This is a genomic window from Rhodococcus sp. NPDC056516, from assembly GCF_042794655.1.
Classification (GTDB): domain Bacteria; phylum Actinomycetota; class Actinomycetes; order Mycobacteriales; family Mycobacteriaceae; genus Rhodococcus_F.
Window position 1 is genome coordinate 246,194 of the sequence record NZ_JBHTTG010000006.1, and the last position, 26,272, is coordinate 272,465.

Annotated in this window: 25 protein-coding genes; 19 read left to right on the forward strand and 6 right to left on the reverse strand. The window is 62.9% G+C overall.

Annotated elements, in window-relative coordinates; genetic code table 11:
• Nucleotides 1-70 precede the first annotated feature (70 nt).
• The 9 genes from ACFQ6Y_RS19815 (at nucleotide 71) to ACFQ6Y_RS19855 (ending at nucleotide 9,018) form a co-directional block, all read left to right on the forward strand.
• Entirely contained in the window at nucleotides 71-1,567 is a 1,497-nt protein-coding gene (locus tag ACFQ6Y_RS19815) for a condensation domain-containing protein (RefSeq protein WP_378636182.1), read from the forward strand.
• The gene (locus ACFQ6Y_RS19820) at nucleotides 1,567-3,030 is read left to right on the forward strand and encodes a condensation domain-containing protein (protein WP_378636185.1); all 1,464 of its coding nucleotides are present in this window, start codon (nucleotides 1,567-1,569) and stop codon (nucleotides 3,028-3,030) included. Before ACFQ6Y_RS19815 ends, ACFQ6Y_RS19820 begins: the two co-directional genes overlap by 1 nt.
• A gap of 118 nt (nucleotides 3,031-3,148) precedes the next feature.
• A complete protein-coding gene (locus ACFQ6Y_RS19825) occupies nucleotides 3,149-4,054 on the forward strand; it encodes a sulfurtransferase (protein WP_378544955.1) in 906 nt (301 codons plus the stop codon).
• Complete coding sequence (locus ACFQ6Y_RS19830; protein ID WP_378636188.1) at nucleotides 4,051-4,467, forward strand: SufE family protein; 417 nt, start codon at nucleotides 4,051-4,053, stop codon at nucleotides 4,465-4,467. The genes ACFQ6Y_RS19825 and ACFQ6Y_RS19830 overlap by 4 nt, the downstream gene beginning before the upstream one ends.
• A 4-nt stretch (nucleotides 4,468-4,471) precedes the next feature.
• A complete protein-coding gene (locus ACFQ6Y_RS19835; protein ID WP_378544958.1) occupies nucleotides 4,472-5,872 on the forward strand; it encodes a condensation domain-containing protein in 1,401 nt (466 codons plus the stop codon).
• 138 nt (nucleotides 5,873-6,010) lie between these two features.
• Nucleotides 6,011-7,807 (forward strand): acetyl/propionyl/methylcrotonyl-CoA carboxylase subunit alpha, encoded by a 1,797-nt coding sequence (locus ACFQ6Y_RS19840; RefSeq protein ID WP_378534113.1) that lies wholly within the window; start codon nucleotides 6,011-6,013, stop codon nucleotides 7,805-7,807.
• 76 nt (nucleotides 7,808-7,883) lie between these two features.
• On the forward strand, nucleotides 7,884-8,309 hold the full coding sequence (locus ACFQ6Y_RS19845; RefSeq protein WP_378447649.1) for a DUF1707 domain-containing protein: 426 nt from the start codon (nucleotides 7,884-7,886) through the stop codon (nucleotides 8,307-8,309).
• Nucleotides 8,309-8,659 (forward strand): hypothetical protein, encoded by a 351-nt coding sequence (locus tag ACFQ6Y_RS19850; RefSeq protein ID WP_378447650.1) that lies wholly within the window; start codon nucleotides 8,309-8,311, stop codon nucleotides 8,657-8,659. The genes ACFQ6Y_RS19845 and ACFQ6Y_RS19850 overlap by 1 nt, the downstream gene beginning before the upstream one ends.
• Complete coding sequence (locus tag ACFQ6Y_RS19855; RefSeq protein WP_378534119.1) at nucleotides 8,656-9,018, forward strand: VanZ family protein; 363 nt, start codon at nucleotides 8,656-8,658, stop codon at nucleotides 9,016-9,018. The genes ACFQ6Y_RS19850 and ACFQ6Y_RS19855 overlap by 4 nt, the downstream gene beginning before the upstream one ends.
• Here the strand turns inward: ACFQ6Y_RS19855 and ACFQ6Y_RS19860 are convergent, their stop codons facing one another.
• Nucleotides 9,019-9,819 carry a tyrosine-protein phosphatase gene (locus ACFQ6Y_RS19860; protein WP_378636191.1) on the reverse strand — a complete coding sequence of 267 codons (801 nt, stop codon included), beginning with the start codon at nucleotides 9,817-9,819 and terminating at the stop codon, nucleotides 9,019-9,021.
• A gap of 116 nt (nucleotides 9,820-9,935) precedes the next feature.
• Here ACFQ6Y_RS19860 and uraD point away from each other — a divergent pair, with 116 nt between their 5' ends.
• The 6 genes from uraD to ACFQ6Y_RS19890 are packed head-to-tail and all read left to right on the forward strand — an operon-like array spanning nucleotide 9,936 to nucleotide 16,636.
• Entirely contained in the window at nucleotides 9,936-10,454 is a 519-nt protein-coding gene (gene uraD, locus ACFQ6Y_RS19865; RefSeq protein WP_378636193.1) for a 2-oxo-4-hydroxy-4-carboxy-5-ureidoimidazoline decarboxylase, read from the forward strand.
• A complete protein-coding gene (gene uraH / locus ACFQ6Y_RS19870; RefSeq protein WP_378534128.1) occupies nucleotides 10,451-10,780 on the forward strand; it encodes a hydroxyisourate hydrolase in 330 nt (109 codons plus the stop codon). The genes uraD and uraH overlap by 4 nt, the downstream gene beginning before the upstream one ends.
• 34 nt (nucleotides 10,781-10,814) lie before the next feature.
• On the forward strand, nucleotides 10,815-11,747 hold the full coding sequence (gene pucL, locus ACFQ6Y_RS19875; RefSeq protein WP_378534573.1) for a factor-independent urate hydroxylase: 933 nt from the start codon (nucleotides 10,815-10,817) through the stop codon (nucleotides 11,745-11,747).
• A gap of 53 nt (nucleotides 11,748-11,800) precedes the next feature.
• Complete coding sequence (locus ACFQ6Y_RS19880; protein WP_378636780.1) at nucleotides 11,801-13,114, forward strand: 8-oxoguanine deaminase; 1,314 nt, start codon at nucleotides 11,801-11,803, stop codon at nucleotides 13,112-13,114.
• A 7-nt stretch (nucleotides 13,115-13,121) separates the two neighbouring features.
• Entirely contained in the window at nucleotides 13,122-13,931 is an 810-nt protein-coding gene (locus ACFQ6Y_RS19885) for an FAD binding domain-containing protein (RefSeq protein WP_378636196.1), read from the forward strand.
• A complete protein-coding gene (locus tag ACFQ6Y_RS19890) occupies nucleotides 13,928-16,636 on the forward strand; it encodes a molybdopterin-dependent oxidoreductase (RefSeq protein ID WP_378636199.1) in 2,709 nt (902 codons plus the stop codon). The genes ACFQ6Y_RS19885 and ACFQ6Y_RS19890 overlap by 4 nt, the downstream gene beginning before the upstream one ends.
• On the opposite strand, the gene lat is transcribed toward ACFQ6Y_RS19890, so the two are convergent.
• Complete coding sequence (gene lat, locus ACFQ6Y_RS19895; protein ID WP_378636202.1) at nucleotides 16,633-17,961, reverse strand: L-lysine 6-transaminase; 1,329 nt, start codon at nucleotides 17,959-17,961, stop codon at nucleotides 16,633-16,635. The genes ACFQ6Y_RS19890 and lat overlap by 4 nt on opposite strands.
• A gap of 65 nt (nucleotides 17,962-18,026) precedes the next feature.
• Nucleotides 18,027-18,491: an Lrp/AsnC family transcriptional regulator gene (locus tag ACFQ6Y_RS19900; protein ID WP_003940830.1), complete on the reverse strand. Its 465-nt coding sequence runs from the start codon at nucleotides 18,489-18,491 to the stop codon at nucleotides 18,027-18,029.
• Between the two features lie 30 nt (nucleotides 18,492-18,521).
• On the opposite strand from ACFQ6Y_RS19900, the gene ACFQ6Y_RS19905 reads away from it, so the two are divergent.
• Both ACFQ6Y_RS19905 and ACFQ6Y_RS19910 read left to right on the forward strand, forming a co-directional pair.
• Nucleotides 18,522-19,823: a 2-oxoadipate dioxygenase/decarboxylase family protein gene (locus tag ACFQ6Y_RS19905; RefSeq protein ID WP_378636205.1), complete on the forward strand. Its 1,302-nt coding sequence runs from the start codon at nucleotides 18,522-18,524 to the stop codon at nucleotides 19,821-19,823.
• Nucleotides 19,820-21,325, forward strand: a complete 1,506-nt coding sequence (locus ACFQ6Y_RS19910; RefSeq protein WP_378636208.1) for an aldehyde dehydrogenase family protein — start codon at nucleotides 19,820-19,822, stop codon at nucleotides 21,323-21,325. The genes ACFQ6Y_RS19905 and ACFQ6Y_RS19910 overlap by 4 nt, the downstream gene beginning before the upstream one ends.
• Here the strand turns inward: ACFQ6Y_RS19910 and ACFQ6Y_RS19915 are convergent.
• The 3 genes from ACFQ6Y_RS19915 to ACFQ6Y_RS19925 are packed head-to-tail and all read right to left on the reverse strand — an operon-like array spanning nucleotide 21,276 to nucleotide 24,494.
• Nucleotides 21,276-22,061, reverse strand: coding sequence for an alpha/beta fold hydrolase (locus ACFQ6Y_RS19915; protein WP_378636211.1), 786 nt, complete (start codon nucleotides 22,059-22,061; stop codon nucleotides 21,276-21,278). The genes ACFQ6Y_RS19910 and ACFQ6Y_RS19915 overlap by 50 nt on opposite strands.
• Entirely contained in the window at nucleotides 22,058-23,122 is a 1,065-nt protein-coding gene (locus ACFQ6Y_RS19920) for an isopenicillin N synthase family dioxygenase (RefSeq protein WP_378636214.1), read from the reverse strand. Before ACFQ6Y_RS19920 ends, ACFQ6Y_RS19915 begins: the two co-directional genes overlap by 4 nt.
• Entirely contained in the window at nucleotides 23,103-24,494 is a 1,392-nt protein-coding gene (locus ACFQ6Y_RS19925; RefSeq protein WP_378636217.1) for a uracil-xanthine permease family protein, read from the reverse strand. The genes ACFQ6Y_RS19920 and ACFQ6Y_RS19925 overlap by 20 nt, the downstream gene beginning before the upstream one ends.
• A gap of 134 nt (nucleotides 24,495-24,628) precedes the next feature.
• On the opposite strand from ACFQ6Y_RS19925, the gene ACFQ6Y_RS19930 reads away from it, so the two are divergent.
• Nucleotides 24,629-25,192 carry a helix-turn-helix domain-containing protein gene (locus ACFQ6Y_RS19930; protein ID WP_007727247.1) on the forward strand — a complete coding sequence of 188 codons (564 nt, stop codon included), beginning with the start codon at nucleotides 24,629-24,631 and terminating at the stop codon, nucleotides 25,190-25,192.
• A 60-nt stretch (nucleotides 25,193-25,252) separates the two neighbouring features.
• The gene (locus tag ACFQ6Y_RS19935; RefSeq protein ID WP_378636784.1) at nucleotides 25,253-26,251 is read left to right on the forward strand and encodes an acyl-CoA dehydrogenase family protein; all 999 of its coding nucleotides are present in this window, start codon (nucleotides 25,253-25,255) and stop codon (nucleotides 26,249-26,251) included.
• Nucleotides 26,252-26,272: the final 21 nt, after the last annotated feature.

Genomic DNA, 26,272 nt, shown 5'->3' on the forward strand with positions numbered 1-26,272 from the left:
GATGGGATAGTTCGGCGTCTGCCCATTTTCAGAGCAGGCTTCTCGACGACACACGCAGGAGTTCTACTCGATGGATCTGAACTTGATCACCCATTGGCACCCGCTTCCTGGACGGGTAATCGAATGGGGCGTCACGCATGCTTCCGCTCAGCGAGCCGCCGAAGCCGAGATCGACCGAGAACTACCCCCGACCACGATGCAGGACCGCCACCTGCGACGCGCCCGCGTCACCGCAGAAAAGGGCGATCCTCAGTCTCCGTGGATCGGTATCGCCTTCGATTTCGCCGGAACCCTCGACCGCGACGCCATGACGCGAGCCCTGCAGCGATACGTCCGACGCCACGACACACTGCACAGCTGGTTCTCCTTCGACGAGGCCACCACCGACGCAGCGGACACCTCGTTCGAGGTCCGTCGACACGTCGTGCCGGTCGAGAGCGTCGAACTCGAGTACCGCCTCGGCGAGGACGTCTCCGAATCCGAGGCGATTCGCGCGCTCGTCGCCACCAAATTCGCCACGGAAACCAGCGCGCTGCAGTGGCCGGCATTCGTTTTCGGCGCCGTCGAGCACGATCACACGCACACGGAAGCCGAGCCGAGTTTCACCCTGTTTCACGCCGTCGACCACGCTCACTCGGACATGAACTCGATGGTCCTGATGTACGCAGAATTGCGTCAGTTGTACGCAGCGGAAACGACCGGGTCACAGCCCGAGCTGGGTCCCGCGGGAAGCTACGCACAGTTCGGTCGTGTCGAGCGCGCGCGAACAACCGAGCTGACGATGCAGTCACCCGCAGTGCATCAGTGGCTCGGTTACCTCATGCGCAGCGGCGGCTCGTTCCCCGGATTTCCCCTCCCGCTCGGCGCCGACGACGCCCCCAAACCGGCTATCGGTTCGCGATTCGACCTGGCCGACGACACCGAGTGCGAAAAATTCGGTGCGATTTGTAAAGCCAACGGCGCCAACTTCATCGGCGGAATTTTCACCGCCCTCGCGATCGCGGAATTCGAACTGGCCGGACGCGACAAGTACATCGCTCTCTCGCCGGTCAGCACGCGAACCGAGGCCGACTCGTTTGCGCAGGGTTGGTACATCAATCTGATCCCCGTCGGCATCGACGTCGACGACAAACGACGTTTCACCGAATTGGCGAAAGTCGGACAGCAGGGTTACCACGACGGCAAAGCGCTGCTGGACGTTTCCGTTCAGCAGGTCATCGATCTCGTACTCTCCAGCATGTCGGACGAGAACTCCTCAGCACCCGGCGGACTGTCGAAAACGCTCACGCCGCCGCCGATCGTCTCGTACATCGACGGTCGACGGATGCCGGATCCATACAGTTACGTCGAGACGAAGGCAACGGGAATCGTCGGCGGCAAAGAGACTCAGATCGCGTCGATGTGGATCAACCGGATGCACACCGGCACCTGGATTGCCGTGTCGCACCCCGACACCCCCATTGCCCACGAATCGGCCACCCGCTTCGCCGAGCACGTCTCGAACATCATCAAAACAGTTGCAGCTCAGGGCGACTACTCGTTCTCCGCACCAGAGGGAGTGTCCTGATGCATGTCACCTCGATCGATCGATACGGACTCGACCCCGGAATCGTCACCGAATGGTCGCTCCAACCCGCTGACGGCGCCGTCACGGAGTCGGAGGTACCACCGTCGTACAACCAGCATTTTCATCTCGAAACTGCGCGAACACACGGCATGGGCCGGAGTGTGTGGATGGCAGCCGCATTCGACCTTCCCGGCGAGCTGAATCGGCCGGCACTCGATCTCGCACTGCGCCTGTTCATCAGTCGCCATGACACGCTGCACACTGGATTCGAGGTGGGCGAGTTCACCACCACCCGTATGGGACTCGACCCTGACGGCACACACATCGAGACTTCCGAGCCTCTGAAATTCGATTCCACCGAAGAACTACGAGCGCACCTCAAGAAGCGATTCACGACGGTGTGCGATCCCCTGACCTTCCCTGCCTACACGTTTGCCACGGTCGAACGCGAAGAGCACTACACGGTTCTGAGCGCGTTCGATCACACACTCGTCGACGGCTATTCGTTGGTCATCGCCCTCGGGGAACTGCGACAGATCTACGAGGGACTGATCGTCCTCCCCGAACTCGGCGACCGCGAGGCCGTCGACGCAGTGATGAACCGGTTGGGTGACCCGGGAAGTTTCGTGCGGTACTGCGAATTGGAGGCCGACGCTCTGCTTCCCGTCGACAACGACCCCCGAATCCGCGAGTGGGCCAGGTTCTACGAGATCTGCGGTGGCACCTCGCCGAGTTTCCCCTTGGATCTCGGCGTCGAGGGCGGAAAGCCCGCGCCGCAGGGCGCCGATGTACGCGTGCTTCTCGACGAAGAACTGACGGCGACGTTCGACGAGATTTGCCTCTCCGCCGGCGGTAGCGTTTTCACCGGAATCCTCACTGCGATGGGCCTTTCCGTTCACTCGTACACTGGACAGTCGACACTTCCGCTGCAATTCCCGCTTCACATCCGCAAAGATCCTCGATGGGCCGACGCGATCGGTTGGCTCACCACGAGTGCGCCGATCACGGTGCAGATCACTCCCGATACGGATTTCGGTGCATCCCTTGCACATACGCACGCGTCGTTCCGAGTTGCGTTGACGCTCGAAGGCGTCACCATGGCTCAGGTTCGAGATGCTTTGGGCGACAAGATTCGACGCACGCGCACCGACGTCTTCATGGTGTCGTACATCGATTACCGCAAACTGCCCGGCACCGACGATCACGATCTCCTCAACGCTCATCACATCAGCAACGTTACGGTCGCCGACGATGCCCAGTTCTGGATTTCGCGGACGAACCGCGGTCTCTCGCTGCGCTCTCGCTTTCCGGACACCGACACCGCAAACGAAACCATGGTGAATTTCCTCACCGAGCTCGACCGGATTCTGAGAGAGGTCTGCGCCCGGGGCGTGACGCCGATCGGAAGTGTCACCGAACAATTGAGAGATTCGAGCGTCGGAGCAGGAACACCGAGAATTTAGTTTCGGCAACGGGTACGAGCAGGCAGAACCTGCTTCCAGGCGTCTCGCCTTGCGCACAGCGCATAGAATCGATCAAGTCCGTGTTCGAACCGAACGATTCGTCTTCAGGAGTACGCCCGTGCCCGTTGCCCCCGATCCCTCCACCGCGTTTGCCGAGTTCGCGCATCCCGACCGGTTGGTCTCGACGGAATGGCTCTCGGCGAATCTCGGTGCGCCGGGTCTCAAGGTCGTCGAATCCGATGAAGACGTGTTGTTGTACGACGTCGGCCACATCCCCGGTGCCGTCAAGATCGACTGGCATCTCGACCTCAACGATCCGGTCACCCGCGACTACATCGACGGCGCAAAGTTCGCGGAGTTGATGAACCGCAAGGGCATCAGCCGCGACGACACCGTGGTCATCTACGGCGACAAGAGCAACTGGTGGGCCGCGTACGCACTGTGGGTCTTCACCCTGTTCGGCCACGAGGACGTCCGCCTGCTCGACGGTGGCCGCGATGCGTGGATCGCCGAGAACCGCGACACCGCTTTCGACGTTCCCGACATCACGTCGACCGATTACCCGGTCGTCGAGCGCAACGACGCTCCCATTCGCGCATTCAAGGACGACGTCCTCGCACACTTGGGCGACGGGCCGCTCATCGACGTGCGATCTCCGCAGGAGTACACCGGCGAGCGCACCCACATGCCCGACTACCCCGAAGAGGGTGCGTTGCGCGGTGGACACATCCCCAGCGCTCTCAGCATTCCCTGGGCGAAGGCAGCGGCCCCGGACAGCCGCTTCCGCACCCGCGCGGAACTCGGCGAGATCTACGGCGACCTGTCCGCCGACGACGACATCGTCGCGTACTGCCGCATCGGTGAGCGTTCCAGTCACACCTGGTTCGTGTTGACCCATCTCCTCGGCTACCCGAACGTTCGGAACTACGACGGTTCCTGGACCGAGTGGGGCAATGCCGTGCGCGTCCCGATCGTCCAGGGCGAACAGCCCGGCGCCGTTCCTTCCTCCGTATCGGCGTCATGAGCGTTCTACCTTCGGCTCTGGCCGAAATCGTCGAAGACTTCGCAGCCGTCGGAGCCTCGGACAAGCTCACCCTTCTCCTCGAGTTCAGCCGAGAATTGCCGCCGTTGCCGGCGGAGCTCGAACAGAGCGCGATGGAGCCGGTCCCCGAATGCCAGTCGCCGCTGTTCCTCTCGGTCGACGATTCGGACCGCGACAATGTTCGCCTGTACTTCAGCGCTCCCCCCGAGGCCCCCACCACGCGTGGTTTTGCATCGATCCTCGCGCAGGGGCTCGACGGTCACAGCGCCGACGAGATTCTCGGTGTACCCGACGACTTCTATTCGGCACTCGGTCTCGCAGAAGCTGTGAGCCCGCTCCGTCTGCGCGGAATGTCGGCCATGCTCGCGCGCATCAAGCGGCACTTGCGGGGCTGAAAACATGGAGTTCACCGAACTGGCCGACTATGCGATTCCGGCCGGCGCACTCGTCGAATGGTTGCCGTGCGCAACCGGGCCCTGGGTTCCGGATCCGCGGCCCGTCTCCTACATTCACGAGGCACATCTCAACCGTTCCGCTGCCGGCGCAGGCGACAAGTCTTGGCTGGGAACAGCTTTCGAGATTTCCGGCCCGCTCGACGTCGACGCCTTCCGAGTTGCACTCGGCCGGTGGATCGACCGTCATGAAGTTCTGCGCTCGCATACCGTCCTCGAACCCTCGAGCGGCGAGATCACCCGGCACACCGTCCCGATCGGCGGCATCGACATCGGGGTCGTCAGCCACGGCTACGACGCGTCCAGCCAGGACAACTTCGATCACCTTCACCGCCTGTTCGACGACTACGCGTCGCCGCACAGTTGGCCGTCGTACGTCTTCGCGACGTTGACGCCGCGCGGTGGCGACGGTCCGTTCACCGTGTTCTTCGCAGCGGACCATTCGATCATCGACGGGTTTTCCATCGTGCTCGTCGCTCACGAGATCGCAGCGCTGTACCGCGAGGCGACGACCGGCAGTGCGGCGAATCTGTTCCCCGTGGGCAGCTACGTCGATTTCGGTGCCGTCGAACGCGAGCAGATGGCCGACATGGAGGCCGAAAAGGCTGCGGTCGAGATCTGGCGCGGCGCGCTCGGCAGTGACGGATTACCCCAGTTCCCGCTACCGATCGGTGAACGTGGAAATGAATCTCAGAACGGCTTGTCGACCTGGCTTCTCGACGCTGACCAGTCCAAGGCCTTCAGTTCTACGTGCGCAGCCTCTGGCGTGGGGTATTTCGCCGGACTGCTCGGCGGCCTTGCCGCCGTGGGTCGTGAAGTCGCGGCAGCCGATCGATTCGAGGTCGTGACTCCGGTTCACACCCGTAGCGCCCAGGAATGGGCGGGTGCGCTGGGCTGGTTCGTCGGACTGTGCCCGGTCGAGTTCGTGGTCGGATCGGACTGTTCGTTCGGCGACCTCGCGAAGCGCGCCGCCGACTCGATCGCTTCGGTCAAGCCTGCCGCCGCTGTCCCGTTCGATCGGATCGGCGAGCACCTCGGAACGCCCATCCGACCGCGATTCGTGGTGTCCTACATGGACGTTCGCTTTGTACCCGAGGCCGCACAGTGGCCCGAATGGAACGCCAGAGCACTCCGAAGCAAGGCATACACACACGACGTCTACATCTGGATCAACCGCACACCCCAGGGCCTCAACCTCGCAGTCAGGTACCCAGGCAACGAGACGGCGAATGCCGCGGTACACGCCTACGTGGCCGCACTGCGCCGGACCGTCGAAGAAATCGTCACCGAACCGGACACCGGCACCCCCGACAGCTACTCATCGGTAGTTTTCGAAACCGTTTCCTAAGCCGGAGTGGGCTTTAGCGATCCGGTTACAACCAGCCCCGAAGCGATGCATACACTCCGAAGTGATGCCAATCCCCCGATGGTGAAATCCCAGAGGAATACACCGCGGAGACAGACTATGCGAACCACAGGAGGCTCAGTGCCCAGTCATGCCAGCGCGCACATTACGAAGGTGCTTGTCGCGAACCGCGGTGAAATCGCGGTACGGGTCATCCGGGCGGCCAAGGATGCCGGCTACGGCAGCGTTGCCGTCTACGCCGAGCCCGATGCAGAAGCGCAGTTCGTGAAGCTCGCAGACGAGGCATTCGCCCTCGGTGGACAGACGTCCGCCGAGTCCTACCTCGTGTTCGACAAGATCCTCGACGCAGCCAAGAAGTCCGGCGCCGACGCCATCCACCCCGGCTACGGTTTCCTCTCCGAGAACGCCGACTTCGCCCAGGCCGTCATCGACGCGAACCTGATCTGGATCGGTCCCTCGCCGCAGTCCATCCGCGACCTTGGCGACAAGGTCACCGCTCGCCACATCGCGGAGCGTGCGAAGGCACCGATGGCGGCCGGCACCAAAGATCCCGTCAAGGGCGCCGACGAGGTCGTCGCATTCGCCAAGGAATACGGCGTACCGGTTGCGATCAAGGCTGCCTTCGGCGGCGGTGGACGCGGCATGAAGGTCGCGCAGACCATCGAGGAAATCCCCGAGCTGTTCGAGTCGGCAACCCGTGAGGCCATCGCAGCCTTCGGTCGCGGCGAGTGCTTCGTCGAGCAGTACCTCGACAAGGCCCGCCACGTCGAAGCTCAGGTCATCGCCGACCAGCACGGCAACGTCGTCGTCGCCGGTACCCGCGACTGCTCGCTGCAGCGTCGCTTCCAGAAGCTCGTCGAAGAGGCTCCGGCCCCCTTCCTGACGGACGACCAGCGCGCACGCATCCACGCGTCCGCGAAGGCCATCTGCAAGGAAGCCGGCTACTACGGCGCCGGAACGGTCGAGTACCTGGTTCAGGGCGACACCATCTCCTTCCTCGAGGTCAACACCCGCCTCCAGGTCGAGCACCCCGTCACGGAAGAGACCGCGGGCATCGACCTCGTGCGTCAGCAGTTCCTCATCGCCAACGGCGAAGAACTCTCCATCAAGGAAGATCCCACCCCGCGTGGACACTCCTTCGAGTTCCGCATCAACGGTGAAGACGCCGGACGCGGCTTCATGCCTGCCCCCGGCCCGGTCTCCGTCTACCGCGAGCCCACGGGCCCCGGCGTTCGCGTCGATTCCGGTGTTGTCGCCGGCGACGTCATCGGCGGACAGTTCGACTCCATGCTCGCCAAGCTCATCGTCACCGGAGCCACGCGCGAAGAAGCCCTCCAGCGGGCTTCGCGCGCCCTGGCCGAGTTCGAGATCGACGGCCTCGCGACCGTCCTCCCGTTCCACCGCCACATCGTCGAGAACCCGGCATTCGTCGGTGACGGCGAGAAGTTCGACATCTACACCAAGTGGATCGAAACCGACTGGGAAAACCCCATTGAGCCGTACGCCGGTTCCGGTGCTCCCGCGGACGACGAGGACGAGGCTCTGCCGCGTCAGAACGTCGTCGTCGAGGTCGGTGGACGTCGCGTCGAGGTTTCTCTCCCGGGTCAGTTCTCGCTCGGCAACGGCGGCGGCGCTGCCTCCGGTGCGATCCGCAAGAAGCCGAAGGCGCGCAAGCGCGGCGGCGCAGGCGGAGGTGCAGCATCGGGTGACGCTGTCACCGCTCCGATGCAGGGCACCGTCGTCAAGGTCGCAGTGACCGAAGGCCAGGAAGTCGCCGAAGGCGATCTGATCGCGGTTCTCGAAGCGATGAAGATGGAAAACCCCGTCAACGCGCACAAGGCCGGTGTCGTCACCGGACTGTCCGTCGAGCCGGGTGCAGCAATCACGCAGGGAACGGTTCTCGCTGAACTGAAGTAAGGCCTCCGGCCCCGTGCGCCTTTCCGGTAGTCCCCACTACCGGAAAGGCGCACAGTCGTTTGAGTAGGCTGTAACGATGGCTGACGTCCCCGACATTCGCATCGGCACTGCAGAACGCGAGCAGGCACTCGATCTCCTGAGCGAGCACTTCGCGGCAGGGCGCCTCACCGTCACGGAATTCGACGAGAGAAGCGGAATAGTCAGTGCCGCAACAACTCGCAGTGAACTCGTTCCGGTGTTCGCCGATCTACCGGGCAACTATCAAGCCCCCGGCACCGCTCCCCTGTCGATGGTGACGCCTCCCGACGCACCGGCGGAGCGAGGCTTCAACCCCGACTGGTCCGGACGGATCATGGCCGTCATTCCGATTCTCGCGGTGATCCTGTTCTTCGTCACCGGTACCTGGTTGTGGTTCCTCGCCATTCCCCTTGCCGGTGCGCTGCTGTTCGGCACCGACAGGGAACGCAAAGCCAAGCGCCGCCGCGAGCGGGGCTCCGACTGATGGAGCCGATCGAGATCAACGCAGGTGGCTGGTATCTGCGGGCGTTGCGCGCAGACGAGCGTGTGGACGACCGCCCAGCGCTTGCCGACGGCGGTATCACCGACCCCGAGTACGTGAGTCAGCGGAGCGTTCAGTGGCACGAAAACAGCGTCTACTCCTGGGCCGTCTGCCAACCCAACACCGGTGAGCTTCTCGCCGAGGTCGTTCTGACGCCTCTCGACTCCACCGCCCTGCTCACCGGCTGGGCCCGCGACGGGCACACCGAGGCACTGGCAACAGCTGCCGAGGCCGTCACGAGGTTCGCCGAAGGTGCACTCGGACTCGTTGTCGTCGAGGGGCAGACGAATTGAAGAACAGCCGATACTGGCCGCTGGCGATAGCCGTGGTCATTGCTCTGATCATGCTGTTCTCTCCGGGCTCCACCGTGCCGTCGAGCCCGGAGAACACCGACAAGATCACCCACACGTTGATGTTCGCGGTGTTGGCGATCACCTCGCTGCACGCCCGGATCCCGGCGTGGCTCACGGCGGTGTGGTTGGTGATCTTTGCCGCGACATCCGAGGTTCTTCAAGCAGCGCTGCCCATTTCGCGTTCGGGTTCGATCTGGGACGGCACCGCCGACCTGCTCGGCATTGCCATCGGAATCGGTATCGTCAGCCTCGTGATGCGGCGTCGAAGCGCCCGCGACGACGAGCCGAGCAGGTCCTGATCAGCTGAGCAGGTTGCTCCGCAATTGTTCCTGGGTCGACGCGTCGATCTTCAAGCCGTCGGTGAAGTAGGCCTCGATCGATCCGTGGACCTGCGCAAGCTCTGCCATCGACGCCTCCAGGTACTCGCGCCTGACACCGAGGACACCTTCGAGCAGGGTGGGGTCGATACCCTTCGCCTCGAATCGTTCGAGGAGTGGCGCGAACATCGGCAACAGAATCTTGTTGGTTTCGAGGTAGTCCGCGAAGACCGCGTCCTCGGAGGCACCCAGGAACAGCAATAGCGCGGCTGCGGCCCAACCCGTGCGATCCTTGCCCGTGGTGCAGTGAACGAGTGCCGGCGAACTGGACGGCTGCGCCAAGTCGACGAACAGTTGCCGGTACGACGCGACCGCACTCGGCAAGGTCACGAAATCGCGGTAACTTCCCTGAAAGTACTCGAGCGCCTGGCCGCTACCCAACGCTTCGGCAGCGAATGCCGGGTCGGCGATCATCTGCTGCATCTGAGCTGGAATGGCGCGATACTGCTTGTCCGCCAATACGTCCAGACCGAGTTCCCGGATACCGTCCGGTGTCAGGTCCGGCGCCGTCTCACGTTCGGATTCGGTGCGCAGATCGTAGATCGTGACGATTCCCAGATCGGTGAGGGTCTGTGCGCCCTCCGCACTGAGCGACGCCAGGTCCGTGGAACGAAACACGCTCCCGGTGCGCACGGTGCCACCGAAGCTCGATTCGGTGCCACCGATGTCTCGGAGGTTCGCCAGTGACGGTACGACGGAAGACAACTTGGGAGTATCGGTCATACCTAAGAATGTATCCGTCACCGGAAAAGGGCGGCCGGAGAAACAAGATCGAGACACATCATCTCCCGTAATTGCTGCGCTACAGATCCGTAACATGCTCAAGTAATCCTGTGGACATGCCTACAACGAATTCCAGTGGTCTCGGAGCCTTCGATGCGCTCGGTGACCACCAGGCAGTCGCGGCGCTGCTCGAGTGTTGCCATTCCGCCGTGTGGGCACAGGAAATCGCCTCGTCTCGCCCGTTCACCGATCTGGAAGCTCTGTTCGACAAAGCAGATGCGGTGCTGGCCGAGCTTCCCGAGTCCGAGATCGACGACGCACTGTCCGGCCACCCACGAATCGGTGAGCGAAGCGAGAGCGCGTCCTCGACCCGGGAACAGTCAAGCGTTTCGTCCGCGACAGAAGACGTACTCGCGAAACTTCGGCAGAAGAACGCCGAGTACGAGGACAAATTCGGCCATGTTTACCTGGTCTGCGCGTCGGGGAAATCTGGAACGGAGCTCCTCGACATCCTTCGAGGCCGTCTCCGAAACGACCCGGCGACCGAGCGTTCCGTGCTTCGAACCGAATTGGCCGCCATCAATCGGATCAGACTTACCCGTCTGATCGATTCACTCGCCGGAGGCGCAGCATGAGCAAGTCCCTGAGCACGCACGTTCTCGACGCGACGACAGGCAATCCCGCGGCGGGGATTCGCGTCGAACTTCGTGATCGAGGCGGCGCCACGATCACCACTGCCGAGACCGATTCCGACGGCCGCATCCCCGAACTTGCTCCGGGCGGCCTGACCGCCGGTCACTACACCCTGACTTTCGACACCGGAACGTATTTCGAGACCAACGGACAAGAGAACTTCTACCCGGAAGTGACAGTGACCTTCCGGGTGGACGACACCGCACGGGGCTATCACGTCCCATTGTTGCTGTCGCCCTTTGCTTATTCCACCTATCGCGGGAGCTGAAAACGTGACTACCGAAAACATCACAACCGGCAACATGACGACTGGCAGTACGAACACCGACCGGTTGAGCGGATCCATCGAACTCTCGGGCCACCAGTACGGCAAAGCGGAAAATCGGGTAGTCCGAATCTATCGCGACACTCCTCGTCACGAGATCCACGACATCAACGTCTCCACCTGCCTGCGTGGAGATTTCGCCGACGCGTACCTCACCGGCGATCAGTCGAAGGTTCTGCCGACCGACACGCAGAAACAAACGGCCTATTCCTACGCCAAGGAAAAGGGCCTGATCTCGATCGAGACGTACGGACTCGAACTCGCCCGTCATTTCGTCGACGACATCGAACCGGTCAGTGGCGCGCGGATCGAGATCGAGGAATATGCCTGGGAGCGTGCGGTTGTCGACGGCAGCGAGCACGACTACACCTGGATCCGGAAGGGTCAGGAAGTTCGAACGGCGTCGATCACCATCTCCGATACCGGGACATGGGTGATCGGTGGCTTGAAGGACCTGGTGATCCTCAAATCGACCGGTAGTGAGTTCTCGGGTTTTCTCGAAGACCCGTACACCGTTCTCGAGCCGACCGACGACCGGGTCATGGCAACGACGTTGGTCGCCCAGTGGCGATTCGTCACCACCGACGTCGATTGGGAATCGGTCTACGTGGGCATCAAGGCACAGATCGTCAAACAGTTCGCACAGGTACATTCACTTGCCCTGCAGCAGACACTCTTCCACATCGGTAAGGCAATTCTCGAGGAATTCCCGATCATTGCGGAGGTTCGACTCTCGGCACCCAACAAGCATCATTTCGAATATGCACTCGGCCGCTTCGGTGTGGAGAACGACAACGAGGTGTTCCACGCTGCGGATCGTCCCTACGGGCTGATCCAAGCTGCGGTCAGCCGATCCGACGCGCCGGACGCAGGACCGTCGTGGACCACCTATGCCGGTTGGTTGTCGTGACCGAATCAGCCCCAGGGGCAACCCTCGTCGTCGCAGGCGCCCATGTGGTCACGATGGACGGTGACCGCTCCGAGTACACCGACGGCTATGTGGTGATCTCTGGCAACAAGATCGTCGACGTCGGCGCCGGAAAGCCACCCGAATACCCGGGTGCGCAAGTGATCGACGGGAGTGGTTGCCTGATCACGCCGGGTCTGGTCAACACACATCATCATCTCTACCAATGGATCACCCGAGGCCTGGCCGCGGATTCGACGCTTTTCGAGTGGCTGACCACCCTGTACCCCGTCTGGGCGGGTATCGACGCCGACGCCGTACACGTGGCGGCCACGGGCGGGCTCATCTGGTTGGCAAAGACCGGGTGCACGACCACCACCGACCACCACTACGTCGTTCCCCGCGATGCCGGGGACGTTTTCGAGGCCGAGATCAATGCTGCCGCACAGGTCGGTCTCCGATTCCATCCGTGCCGTGGGTCGATGGATCTCGGCCAGAGTTCCGGCGGCCTACCACCGGATCACGTCGTGGAGAACCTCGATGACATCCTGACCGGAACGCAGGCCGTCATCGATCGCTGGCACGACCCGAGTCCCGGATCGATGCTGCAGATCGCGGTTGCACCCTGCTCACCCTTCTCGGTGACGGAGTCGTTACTCCGCGAGTCCGCGACGCTGGCGCGTGAAGCCGGTGTCAGGATGCACACGCATCTGGCCGAGACGTTGGACGAGGAAAGCTTCTGCAAAGAGCTTTTCGGTTGCACACCTGTCGAATACATGGAACGCGTCGGCTGGGTGGGCCCGGACGTCTGGTACGCACACGCAGTCCATCTCGACGACGCCGGTATCGAGACGATGGCGCGAACCGGAACTGCGGCGGCGCACTGCCCGACCTCCAATGCGCGACTGGGAGCCGGTATTGCCCGTGCCGTGGATCTGGTGAACGGCGGGGTCACCGTGGGCCTCGGTGTGGACGGTGCGGCGAGCAACGAAGCGTGCAGCCTGATCGAGGAGTCGCGTCACGCACTTCTGTTCGCTCGTGCCAAGGGCGGCCCGCAGGCGATGACCGTGCGAAAAGCATTGGAACTTGGCACTGTCGGCGGCGCACGAGTTCTGGGCCGCGACGCCGAGATCGGATCGATCGAGGTGGGGAAGCTTGCCGACCTGGCGGTGTGGAAGCTCGACACCGTCGCCCATGCCGGCATCACCGATCCGGTGGCGGCGCTCGTACTCGGCTCGACTCCCCCGTTGAAGTTACTGCTCGTGAACGGTCGAATCGTCATTGCCGACGGCCGAGTCACCACCGTCGACGAGGATGTCGCGGCCTCGGATGTCGCACGAGCACACCGCGACCTCCTCGGAAAGGCGTGACGGCGCGATGGATCTGCACAGTGTCGACGAAGTACTGGTGCCGCGAAGCCGAGCCGAGATCCCCTGCGCATCAACCGGAATCGGGTTCATCGGCGGTGGCACCTGGCTGTATTCCGAACCGCAGCCACACCTGACCACGCTCGTCGACCTGTCGGGCCTCGATTGGGAAGCCGTCGAGGTCAGCGATCACGGTATCGAGATCGCGGCCACCTGCACCATCGAGGAACTCTGCCGCGCCGAGCTGCCCGCGTCGTGGACCGCCGCTCCGCTCTTCCGCCAGTGCGCCGATGCATTGCTCGCATCGTGGAAAGTGCTGCGATACGCGACAGTCGGCGGCAACATCGCACTGTCCTTCCCGGCCGGCGCCATGACGACGCTGTGCACTGCCCTCGATGCCGATCTGACGATCTGGCGCCCGGACGGAACCGAATACTCGTTACCCGTAGTCGAATTCGTCATCGACGATTCTCGCAACGTCCTCGGCCCCGGCGAGATCATCCGCAGTATCCGGATTCCCGCACACGCATTGACCGCACGCACCGCGATGCGGAAACTGGCGCAGACGTCGCTCGGGCGCTCTGCCGTCGCCGTGGCCGGCCGGTGCGGCGTCGACGGTTTCACCCTGGCGGTCACCGCTGCCACCCGACGTCCGTACGCTCTGAAATTCGACAAGCTCCCCGACACCGCTGCACTCGCGAATGCGTTGCGCATCAGGATTCCGGAAGACGCCTACTTCACCGATGTTCATGGAACTGCGCCATGGCGGCAGGCGATGGCTGCGCTCCTCGCCGAAGAAATCCGAGGTGAACTGAAATGAAGTACTCGGTGGACGGAGTTCCCCGCGACGACCAACCCCGCCCTGGGCAGTGCCTGAGAACCCTCCTCCGCGAGCATGGAACGAACTCCGTCAAGAAGGGGTGCGACGCCGGGGACTGTGGGGCGTGCTCGGTGCTCGTGGACGGGCACCCGACCCACTCGTGCATCTTTCCAGCCCATCGCGTCGACGGCCGCGAGATCGTCACCGCCGCCGGTCTCGGTACGCCGGAGAGTCTGCATCCCACTCAACAGGCCTTCGTGGATGCGGGCGGCTTCCAATGTGGTTTCTGCACAGCAGGAATGGTGGTCACGGCATCGGCACTGTCTCCGGAGCAGAAGACCGATCTCACCTGCTCGATGAAGGGCAACCTGTGCCGCTGCACTGGGTACAGATCGATTCGTGACGCCCTGGCGGGTACTGCGAACACGGAGACGGCCGCGTTGGGCTCGGCCCAAGGCCGTTCGATCGCCGCGCCGGCGTCCACTCGAATCGTCACGGGTACCGAGCAGTTCACGATGGACTTCGCCCCGGGCGAGATGCCGAACGGCTTGCTTCACACCGCGGTGCTCGGGAGTCCGCACGCACACGCGCACATCACCGGGATCGACACGCTGGCAGCCGAAGCGGCGCCAGGCGTCGTGACGGTACTCACCTTCCGTGACAGTCCGGACGTGTTGTTCTCGACTGCTCGGCACGAGGACCGCAACGACGATCCCGACGACACACGGGTGTTCGATCGCACTCTCCGTTTCCGCGGCCAACGCGTCGCCGCGGTCATCGCCGAAACCCCTGAGCAGGCTTGGCGTGCCCTCGCCCTGATCGAGGTGGATTACGAGGTCGTCGACGCGGTTTTCGAACCCGACCGTGCGCGCTCCCCCGGCGCTCCGCTCCTGCACGGTGACAAGGACGAGAGTTCCCGGATCGCCGCGGCCTCCCGCAATGTGGTTGCAGCACTTCACGATGGTGTCGGTGACCTGGATCGCGCGCTGCAGGATGCGGCTGCCGTCGTCGAGGGCACCTGGCAAACCGCACGGGTCCAGCACGTGGCATTGGAAACCCACGGCGCAGTGGGATGGCTCGACGAGGATGACCGCCTCGTCATCAGAAGTAGCACGCAGGTGCCGTTCCTGGTTCGCGACGAGTTGGCCCACATCTTCGACCTCGACCGCAGCGGCATCCGCGTGTTCGCCAAGCGGGTGGGCGGAGGTTTCGGCGGGAAGCAGGAACTACTCACCGAGGATCTGGTCGCACTGGCCGTCCTGCGAACCGGCAGACCCGTTACCTACGAGTTCAGTCGAAGCGATCAGTTCACCCTCGCACCGTCGCGGCACCCGATGCGGGTCTCGGTACGTGCCGGCGCCGATGCCGACGGAACTCTCACCGCGCTCGCCATCGACGTCCTTTCCGACGCCGGGGCGTACGGGAACCATTCGATCGGAGTCATGTTCCACGGTTGCGCCGAATCCATGGCGGTCTATCGCGCTGCGACAAAACGCGTCGACGCCGAGGCGGTTTACACGAACAACGTTCCGTCCGGGGCCTTCCGTGGTTATGGACTCGGTCAGATCATCTTCGCCGTCGAGTCGGCCATGGATCAGCTCGCGGAGCGTCTCGGCATGGACCCCTTCGATTTTCGGCGGCGCAACGTCGTCCTGCCTGGAGACGACTTCGTCGACTGGCACGTCGAAGACGGCGATCTCGAGTTCGGCAGCTACGGGCTGGACCAGTGCATCGACCTCGTCGACGGTGCGCTCGCGAGCGGACGCGGAGAACGGGCACCGACCGGGTCCCGTTGGAAGACCGGCCAGGGCATGGCGATTGCGATGATTGCGACGATTCCGCCGCGCGGTCACTTCTCCGACACCTCCGTCACACTCGAGGTCGACGGTCGGTACGTCGTGAACATCGGGACCGCCGAGTTCGGCAACGGAACCACCACGGTTCATCAACAGATCGCTGCCACGGAATTGCGGACGACAGTGGATCGCATCAGGATTGTTCAATCCGACACCGACACCGGTGGATACGACACCGGAGCGTTCGGGTCGACGGGAACGGTAGTTGCCGGAAAGGCTCTCCTGATCGCCTGCGAACGCCTCCGTGAGCGGATACTGACCCGCGCTGTACGAGTGAGCGGGCACGGAGCGCAGGTCCGCGATCTTTCGCCGAACGGGGTCGAATCCTCGCTCGGTTGCATCGATTTCCCGACACTGCTCGAAGGCGGCCCGCTCACCGCGGACGGCCGTCACGACGGAACGCCCCGCTCGGTCTCCTTCAATGTCCACGGTTTTCGCGTCGCCGTCGACACGTACACCGGCGGGGTGAAGATTCTGCAGTCCGTTCAGGCCGCCGACGCCGGAACCGTCATGAACCCGGCCCAGCTCCGAGGGCAAGTGGAAGGCGGTGTGGGACAAGCCCTGGGTGCTGCACTGTCGGAGGAAATCGTCATCGAGGAAGGCCGGGTGATCAATCCGCAGCTGCGCAATTACCACGTTCCACAGATCGGGGATCTGCCGATCACCGAAGTTTTGTTTGCCGACACGTACGACAAGCTGGGGCCTTTCGGCGCAAAATCGATGAGTGAAGCGCCCTTCAATCCGGTGGCACCGGCGTTGGCAAACGCAATCGCGAATGCATGTGGAGTTCGGATGTACTCCACTCCGATGACACCGGACCGGGTGTGGGGCGAGCTGCAGAGACCCTAAGTCTCGCGAGCAAGTACGCGCTCGACTGCATCGACTGCGTCGTCCAGCTCTCCGGTCGTCACGGTCAGCGCGGGCCGGAATCGGATTCCCCTCTTCCCGGTGGGCAGAATCATCACGTGCTCGTCTTCTCGTAGTCGCTGCACGACGCGATCGCGAAGGTCGCTGTCTGCCAACGTGATCGCGCACATCAGCCCACGACCTCGTGGCTCGGTCGCCGCCGCGTACTGTTCGCAGACTTCGGTCAACCGGGCAAGGAGATGCGCACCCGTGAATCGCGCCCGGTCGATCAGTCGGTCCTGCTCGATGACTTCGAGTATTCGCCGGGCACGAACCATGTCAGTGAGGTTGCCACCCCACGTCGAATTGATCCGGGAACTGACGTGAAACACGTTGTCGCGCACCTCATCCACGCGACCACCAGCCATGATGCCGCACACCTGCGTTTTCTTGCCGAAAGCCACCACATCCGGATGCAGACCCAATTGTTGGTAAGCCCAGGCAGTTCCGGTGATTCCGCACCCGGTTTGCACCTCGTCGAGAATGAAGAGGGCGTCATTTTCGTGGCACAACTCCTGCATCGCCTGCAGAAATTCCGGCCTGAGGTGATGGTCGCCGCCCTCACCCTGGATCGGTTCTGCGATGAAACAGGCGATGTCGCCGGGGTTGTCGGCAAACGCTTGGCGCGCTTGCCCCAGAGCTTGCCTCTCCGCCGCTTCGACATCGCGGCCGTCGGCGAGATACGGTGAACCGATTCGTGGCCAGTCGAACTTGGGGAATCTCGCGACCTTGCCCGGTTCGGTGTTGGTGAGTGACATCGTGTAGCCACTGCGACCGTGAAAAGCCTCGCTCAGATGCAGGACCTTCGTCCCCAGATCTTCTGACAATCCACGACTTTCGTTCAACCGACTCTTCCAGTCGAAGGCAACCTTGAGCGCATTTTCCACCGCAAGGGCTCCGCCGTCGACGAAGAACAAGTGTGGAAGTGCCGAATCCCCCAGGATGCGAGCGAAAGCCGCAACGAAGCGCGCCATGGGTTCGGTGTAGATGTCGGAATTACTCGGCTTGTTGGAGGCCACGACTGCCAACTCCTGCTGGAACTCCTCGTCGCCTGTGATCGCCGGGTGATTCATCCCCAGAGCGGAAGAGCCGAAGAACCCGAACATGTCCAGATACTCGGTTCCGTCCCGCAAGTCGCGGAGATAGGAACCCCTCGACCCTTCGACGTCGAGAATCAGATCGAATCCGTCGACGAGGATGCTGGCCTTCAACACCTCGTAGACCGGAAAGAGCGCACTGTCACCGAAGTCTCGCACCGCAGTACTCATACGCGAAGATTATGTCAATTTTACGAAAGTGTCGATAGAAGGCCGTAAAAGTTACGGAACGTCCGTCATTCGTCGTAAAAAGTTTGTAGGATGATGGTGCTTCGTGTGTTGACGTTGGCTGCCGTACGGATCTCCTGCAGCAATCGCTCCAACGCCCGAGGTGACGCCACCCGGACCAGGAGGACGTAGCTTTCACTCCCGGCTACCGAGTGACATGAGACGACCGCCGGCAGATGACGCAAGCGAGCAGGCGCATCGTCGGGCTGCGAAGGATCGAGAGGAGTGATGGCGACAAATGCGGACAAATTGTGACCGAGTGCCTCCGGATCGATCTTCGCCGAGTACCCACGAATCACCTTGCGAGATTCCAAACGACGCACTCTCGACTGGACTGCGGAGATCGAGAGTCCAGCCTTCTCAGCAAGACTCGCGAGAGTGGCACGCCCGTCCAAGACCAATTCACGCATCAAAAGTCGATCGGTTTCGTCGACCGGAACACCGGCAACGTCACTGGTTTCTGTTTCTCGCACCTGCGCAGGCTAACGCAATCGGACATTCGTATGGTTGAAACCTCGGAGCTACGTGCACGGTTCGCTGCGACGCTTGCACGGATGTACGGCGAGGAGGTCCCCGCTTACAACACGCTGGTAGACGTAACGCTGCAGGTGAACCGTAATTTTGCCGCGGCACATCCGGATTCTGCGGAGCGTCTGGGCACTCTCGCGCGGGTCAGCGCCGAGCGTCACGGGGCCATCAGACTGGGCACCCTCGACGAACTGCGTGACGTGGCCATCGTCTTCGGCGGATTCGGTATGTTTCCGGTCGGCTACTACGACCTCCGGCTCACGGACTCCCCTATTCCTGTTGTCTCGACAGCATTTCGCCCGACCGATCCCGCCGAACTCGCCCGGAACCCGTTTCGCGTTTTCACCTCGGTACTGACCATCTCCGATTCCAGGTTCTTCGACACCGACCTCGAGCGTCGGATCACTGCGTTTCTGCGTCGCCGCACCCTGTTCTCTCCCGAACTTCTTCAATGGGCACGGCAATCGAGCCGCGAGGGCGGCCTGCCAGAGCCCGAGGCGACACACTTCGTCGACGCGGCGACCTCCGCGTTTCGGCTCGGCACCGATCCCATCGACGCGGCCTGGTACCGCGAACTCGCCGCGATCTCACCGGTCGCTGCAGACATTGCGGGGCAGGGCTCGACACATGTCAATCACCTCACCCCGCGGGTACTCGACATCGACGAGTTGTACCGCCGCATGACTGAGCGCGGCATCACCATGATCGACCGCATCCAAGGCCCGCCGAGATGGAGTGGACCGCCACTGCTTCTGCGGCAGACGTCGTTTCGCGCATTGGCCGAAGACAGGCGCTTCCGCCGGCCGGACGGATCGATCACCACAGAACCGGTCCGCGTCAGATTCGGTGAGGTGGAGGCCCGCGGAATCGCGTTGACCCGCAGCGGTCGAGAGATCTACGACCGACTGATCGCCAGGCCGGAGGATGCACACTGGGACAGCGAATTTCCGCACTCCGAGGACGGACTCGATGCGGCGGGGTTGGCCTACTTCACGTACCGAAACGAAGGGTCGACGCTCGTCCGCGATCCCATCGTCTACGAGGACTTCCTACCGGCCTCCGCGGCCGGCATCTTCGCATCCAATCTCGATTCGGTGACCGGATTCGTTTCCGATGCGCCCGGCGCCGAATACGGGCAGGATCGATTGGAGGGCGCCATCGACCACACCATCGAAGATCCGTTCGAGCTGTACCACGCACAACAAGAGGCGTCACGTGCCGCGCTTTCTCCCGCCTACAACCACTCCCGCCCACAACAACAGAGGACTCCCCAGTGAACCTGCCTGATTCTTCGAGCCTCGCCGATCGCGCCGAAAGCGCCCTTGCCGCGTGCGGTGTCGAGTGGCCCGCCGGCGACCTGAGCGCACATACCCCGATCACCGGTACGCAACTGCGTACCGTTCGGCAGCACTCCGCCAGAGAAGTCGACGACGCCGTCGGCGCGGCGCATCGCGCGTTCCTCACCTGGCGCACCGTCCCCGCTCCGGCGCGCGGCGCAGTCGTGCGCCGGCTGGGCAGCCTACTGACCGAGCACAAGGAGGACCTCGCGGAGATCGTGACCCTCGAAGCAGGCAAAGTCACCTCGGAGGCTCTCGGCGAGGTACAGGAGATGATCGACATCTGCGAGTTCGCCGTCGGTCTCTCCCGGCAGCTCTACGGACGCACCATGCCGTCCGAGCGTCCCGGACACAGGTTGACGGAAACGTGGCACCCTCTCGGCGTTGTCGGGGTCATCTCCGCGTTCAACTTTCCCGTCGCGGTGTGGTCGTGGAATACCGCCATCGCTCTCGTGTGCGGCGACGCCGTCGTCTGGAAGCCTTCGGAGACCACGCCGCTGACTGCACTGGCATGTGACGCCCTCCTCCGACGCGCACTCGCCGACTGTGATGCACCGATCGACGTGCACCAGTTGATCATCGGCGGACGCGATGTCGGTGAGGCCTTGGTGGACAACCCACTGGTAGCCTTGGTCAGCGCCACCGGTTCCGTGCGAATGGGCCGCGCCGTGGCTCCGCGGGTCGCCGAACGCTTCGGGCGAAGCCTCCTCGAGTTGGGTGGCAACAACGCCGCAGTCGTCACACCGTCGGCAGATCTCGAGCTTGCCGTACGCGGAATCGTGTTCTCCGCCGCCGGAACTGCGGGGCAGCGCTGCACCTCACTTCGTCGGCTCATCGTGCACGAGTCGATCGCCGATCACGTCGTCGAGCGCGTTGCGGCCGCGTACGCACAGCTCGAGGTCGGCAGTCCCTTCGATTCCGGTGTTCTGGTCGGGCCGCTGATCAACGAGGCTGCGTTCGAAGCGATGCAGAAGTCCCTCTCGGCCGCGCGCGCCGACAGCGGCACCGTGGTGTGCGGCGGCGACCGTGTCGGCGATTCCGGGTTCTACGTGACGCCCGCTCTCGTTCGTATGCCCGCACAGACCGAGGTGGTGCGGGCGGAGACGTTTGCACCCATCCTCTACGCCTTGACATACACCGATTTCGACGACGCCATCACGCTACACAACGGTGTACCTCAGGGACTTTCATCCTCGATCTTCACACTCGATCAGCGTGAAGCCGAGCGTTTTCTCGCCGCCGACGGCTCCGATTGCGGTATCGCGAACGTGAACATCGGAACGTCGGGTGCGGAGATCGGCGGCGCTTTCGGCGGGGAGAAGGAGACCGGTGGCGGTCGCGAGTCGGGTTCGGATTCGTGGAAGGCCTACATGCGCCGAGCCACCAATACCGTCAACTACTCGGACCAACTGCCGCTGGCTCAAGGCGTCGAGTTCGGTTGAACACCAGCTGGGTGAAATCGGTGATCGCGTCGATCAGCTCCGAGAGCGCCGACAACTGCGGTGCGTGATCGGTGTCCAGGCTGACCACCTGGGCGCCGGGGACAAGTCTTTGCATGGCACGTTGAGCCTCGATCGGCACGGTTCGATCCAGGGTGCACTCGACATAGCGCCTCGGCACGGTTCCGAACCGCTCTTCGGTCCAGACCGGGGCCATCAGGCGGGCGGACTCCAATTGTGGGGCCAGCATGCGCGCTGCACCGATCGCATCGGCGACCGGCGCTTCGTGGAAGAACACGGCGGCACCGGCTTCCGGCGGAACTGCCGTTGCGTCGCCGTCGCCGACGGGGACCAGCCAACGCGAGATTCCGACCGGACTTGCCAAACCGACTTCTGCACAGAGCATTCCGAAATCCATCTGCGACGGCAGCATCATCCCTGCGACGTACACGAGACCCGCTACTTGCGAAGGTATCCGCTCGGCCACCTGTGAGGCCACGATGCCGCCGCCCGAGTGGCCGACCAGGACTGCCGGACCGTCCAGTGACTCGACCACTGCCACAACATGTTCGGTAACAGCGGCAAGATCGATCACGTCGTCGGGGTTCCAACTCCCCGTGCCGGGAAGCTCCACCACAACAGGATCGAAGCCGGCGGTCTTCAAAGGGCCACACACGCGATCCCAGACCCAACCACCGGCCCAGGCGCCGTGTATCAAGACGATGTTCCGAGCGCTCACTGCTTGACCTCGAGCTCTGCAGCCGAAAGTACCCGAGCCGCCTCACGAACTGCGGCGGTATTGGACTTTCCCTGCCTCGACCCGGCCAATTTGGCCTTGATGTGATCGCGAACGGTAATGGGTTCGTACTCCAAGCCGGAGCCGTCCTGAAAACTCGGCAAGGTCGCAATCACCGCGTCGACGTTTCCGTCATGGAAGAAGGCCGCCGATCGCCGGCGCTTGACGGTGCCGTTCACCACCGGAGGCGCAACTCGGTGCAGCGTGGACATCCACCTGTCGTTGGTCAGTCGCGCGGTGAGATCCCCGAGGTTGACCAACAGCGCATCGTCATCCGGCCAGACATCGTGCCAGCGTCGGTCGCTCCCGAGCACTTGCAAACCCTCGACCTGATCCGCCCACAACACGGTGACCAGACCGAAATCGGTGTGTTCCCCCATTCCCTTCAACTCGCCGTCCAATGTCACAGTCCCCTGCGGCAATGCGTAGTTGTTCATCCGCAGTACGTCGATGGAATGGTCGGTGATCGACTCGAAGAATCCTGGGGTCAGCCCGAGCGCGTCTTCGAAAATGGTGGTCAGTGTGCGTGCCACCCGCTCGCCATGGGCGTAGTAGTCCTCTACGCGCTCCCTGAATCCGCGAACAGCGGGCCACAGGTTGATTCCGTAATCCTCCTCCGAGAGTTCGAGTTCGGTGAACGATCGAGCTTCGGTTCCTATGTTGAACGCCTCGAAGAAGTCGTTCATCCGAGTCGCGGATTCGACGCCCAGACTCAGGCTCAGCGACTCGCTCTTGGGCGGACTGTATCCGCGATTCGCACCTTCGACACGATGACCCGACTTCGTCTCCATCGGCAGCCCGAAGAAGTCGTCCATGGCCTCGGCGAGACCGGCGGATACGTCGGCCGGCACACCGTGGCCCCGAATCTGCATGAAACCTACAGTCCGACAGGCATGGTCGACTTCGGCAGCCACTCGCGCCCTGTCCTCGTCGGCGCCTCCGAGCACGTAAGGCGAGATGTCGACGACGGGAACTTCGAAAATTTCAGACTGTGACGATGGCACTGGCGTCTCCTGCAGAGCTGGTAGCGGGTTCAGTATATGCAGTGGAGTGGAGGCTCTCGCGTGATCGCCTGGCGAGTTCACCGAGCCTGGTGTGGTTGAACAGTAGGTTGAGCGAGAAAGCCGAGGCCGCAGCCAAGGTGATGCCGCTACCGAGGAGGATCTGGGCCGAGGAGGGGAACCGCTCGAACATGCCCTCCGCAAATTCCGGCAAGATACCGATCCCCACGGATACGGCGGCGATCGTGGTGTTGATCGGGTCGCTGAGGTCGACCTTGCGCAACGTGTTGATTCCGACCACCGCGACCGTCGAGAACAAGATGATTCCCACGCCGCCGACCACCGGATCGGGAAGGGCGGCAACCACTTCACCCATTCGCGGGATCAGACCGAGGACGATCAAAATGGCGCCGCTGGTAGCGGTCACGTACCGGCTGTACACCCTGGTAGTGGCAACGGCGCCGACATTCTGCGAGAAGACGGTGTCGACAAACGCGTTGAAGATCCCGCCCAGAACTCCCGACATACCGTCGGCCACCAGCCCTCGTGCGAGATCTGCTTTCTTCAAAGGCTTTCCGGTGATCTCGCTGACGGCGAGCATGCTGGCCGTCGATTCGGCGAAGACGACTGCCATGACGATACTCATCGCCACCACGGCGGTGACGGGAAACTCCGGAGCACCGAAGTGGAACGGCATCGGGAAGCCCACCCACGCCGAGCCGCCGACGCCACTCAGATCGATCAGCCCCATCGGGATGGCGATCACGGTACCGATCACCAGTGCCATCAGCACACCGAGCTGCGTCCACATCCCTCGGCCGAGGCAGATGAACGCCACCGCGACTACAACGACTGCCGCAGCCAGCGCCAGGTTCTTCGGGTCGGCGAACGACGGGGAGGTGGGGTCGTTACCGACGATCAAGCCTCCTGCGACCCCGATCAACGAAATGCCGATAACGGTGAGGACGACGCCGGTGACCAGGGGCGGGAAGTATCGGACGATCTTGGCGAACGGTACGGCCAAAGCTATGCCGACAACACCACCGACCAGCATGGACCCGTACACGGCCTGCAGGCCGTACTCCTTGGCGATCAGAATCATCGGCGTCAGCCCGGCAAACGTCGCACCGCAGACGATCGGCAGGCGCACACCGGCGACTTTCCCGACGCCCAGGCTCTGGATGATCGTGATGATGCCTGCAACGAGTAAGTCCGCACTGATCAGCATCGCTACCGTGCTGCGGTCCAGTCCTACTGCCGCACCGAAAACCAGCGGAACCGTGATGCAGCCGGTGTACATGATGAGGACGTGCTGAAGAGCAAAAGCAGACTGGCGGGCAAATGGGAGCCGCTGGTCGACAGGATGGATGGCCATGCGCCGATCTCCGTCCGAAGCTGGAAGTGTTTCGTGTACGGGACTATTCAGCACGTCGATAATTTCTTACCGTGGTCGAATTTGTTTCGTCTGTGTAATCAAAACTTTCACCAGAGCACTGCTATCTTCGGCACATGGACGACGACCAGAAGGCGATAGCGACCGCAATCGGGGCTGCCGTGCGGACGGCGCGAAAAGAAGCCGGACTGACGTTGCGCGAGGTTGCCGTGAAGTCGGGCTTGTCGCAGCCCTTCCTGAGCCAGACCGAAAACGGCCACGCAGTACCCAGTGTCATGAACCTTCATCGCCTCGCGCAATCGCTCGGCACCACGGCGCACGCACTCTTGGCACAGGGTGAGCGAACTCCGTCCAGCCTCGTCCGCGCCGGTGAGGGGCGAACCTTCGAACTGGCACACGATTCGGTGATTCGATTCTGCTCCACCGGCTCACGGACAATGGAACCCAACGAGATCACGGCAGCACCTCATTCCGAGGCAGGTGAGCACACAGAGCACGCCGGCGAAGAGTTCATTCATGTTCTCGAAGGATCTGTCGAGGTCGAGGTGGGACTGGACGAGCATCACGTTCTTCACGTCGGCGACACCCTCCTCTACACCTCGACCATCCCGCACCGGTGGTTCAATCGCACCGATGCGGTCGCAAGATTCCTCATCGTGAGCTCACCTCCCTCGTTCTAGATGCGCGGCTGTAGTTCCACACCACAACCCACGCTCACGGCTTACCCTGACAGCGTGACCATGTGGCCGGAACTTGCGCGCGAAATCGCCGACACCGTTCTGTTTCCCGTCGCCGACAGCGTCGACGCCGACGGAGAAATCCCCAGCAGCCATTTCGACGCGCTCGCCGCCGACGGCTTCTACGGCATCGCAGCCCTCGGTGACGGTGGCCCCACCAGCGAAGAACTGGTCGACGTCCTCGAAACCTTGTGCGGCGGTTGCCTCGCGACGACGTTCACCTGGATGCAGCATCACGGCGTCGTCGGAGCCCTGGCAGCCAGTCCCAATATGTCTCTGCGCGAACAATACTGGGATGGCCTCGTTTCCGGAACGATTCGCGGCGGAGTTGCGTATGCCGGCGCCATCCCCCGCCCGCCCCTCCTGTGGGCAAAGCGGGTGCACGACGGCTACGTCCTCGACGGAATCGCACCCTTCGTCACCGGTTGGGGCATCGTCGATGTTCTCCTGGTGTCGGCGCGGGACGAGTTCGACAATTCCATCGTTCATTCCGTTGTACCGGTTGGCGAAGCGCCGGGGCTGACGATCGAGGAGCTTCCCCTGATCGCGGCGCGCGGGAGCAACACTGTCCGAATCGTGTTCGACGCTTTCGAAATCCCCGATACCGACGTCTGTTCCGTCGTCAGCGACGAACAGTTTCAGAGCACCCAGCTACCCGGACTGTGGCTCAACGGCGCGATGGCCATGGGCATCACCCGCCGCGCTGTTACCGAACTTGCGGATCTCGGCGTCGACGCCGGCGCTTTCGAAGAACAAGCCGCCAGGGCGCGCACAGACCTTGATTCCGCTTTGCGCGATCGAGGCGACATGTCAGCCGCCCGCGCCCGAGCGTCGGAACTTGCGATACGAGCGTCGGCCGCACTCGTGACTGCGACCGGAAGTCGCGCCCTGGTCGGCAGCAACACCCCCGAGCGGCTCATGCGAGAAGCCACCTTCACTCTTGTCGCGGCTGGTCGACCGGAGATCAAGACAGCTCTCGTGGAACGACTCAGCGGATACTGAGTCTGCACGGTTACACTCGAT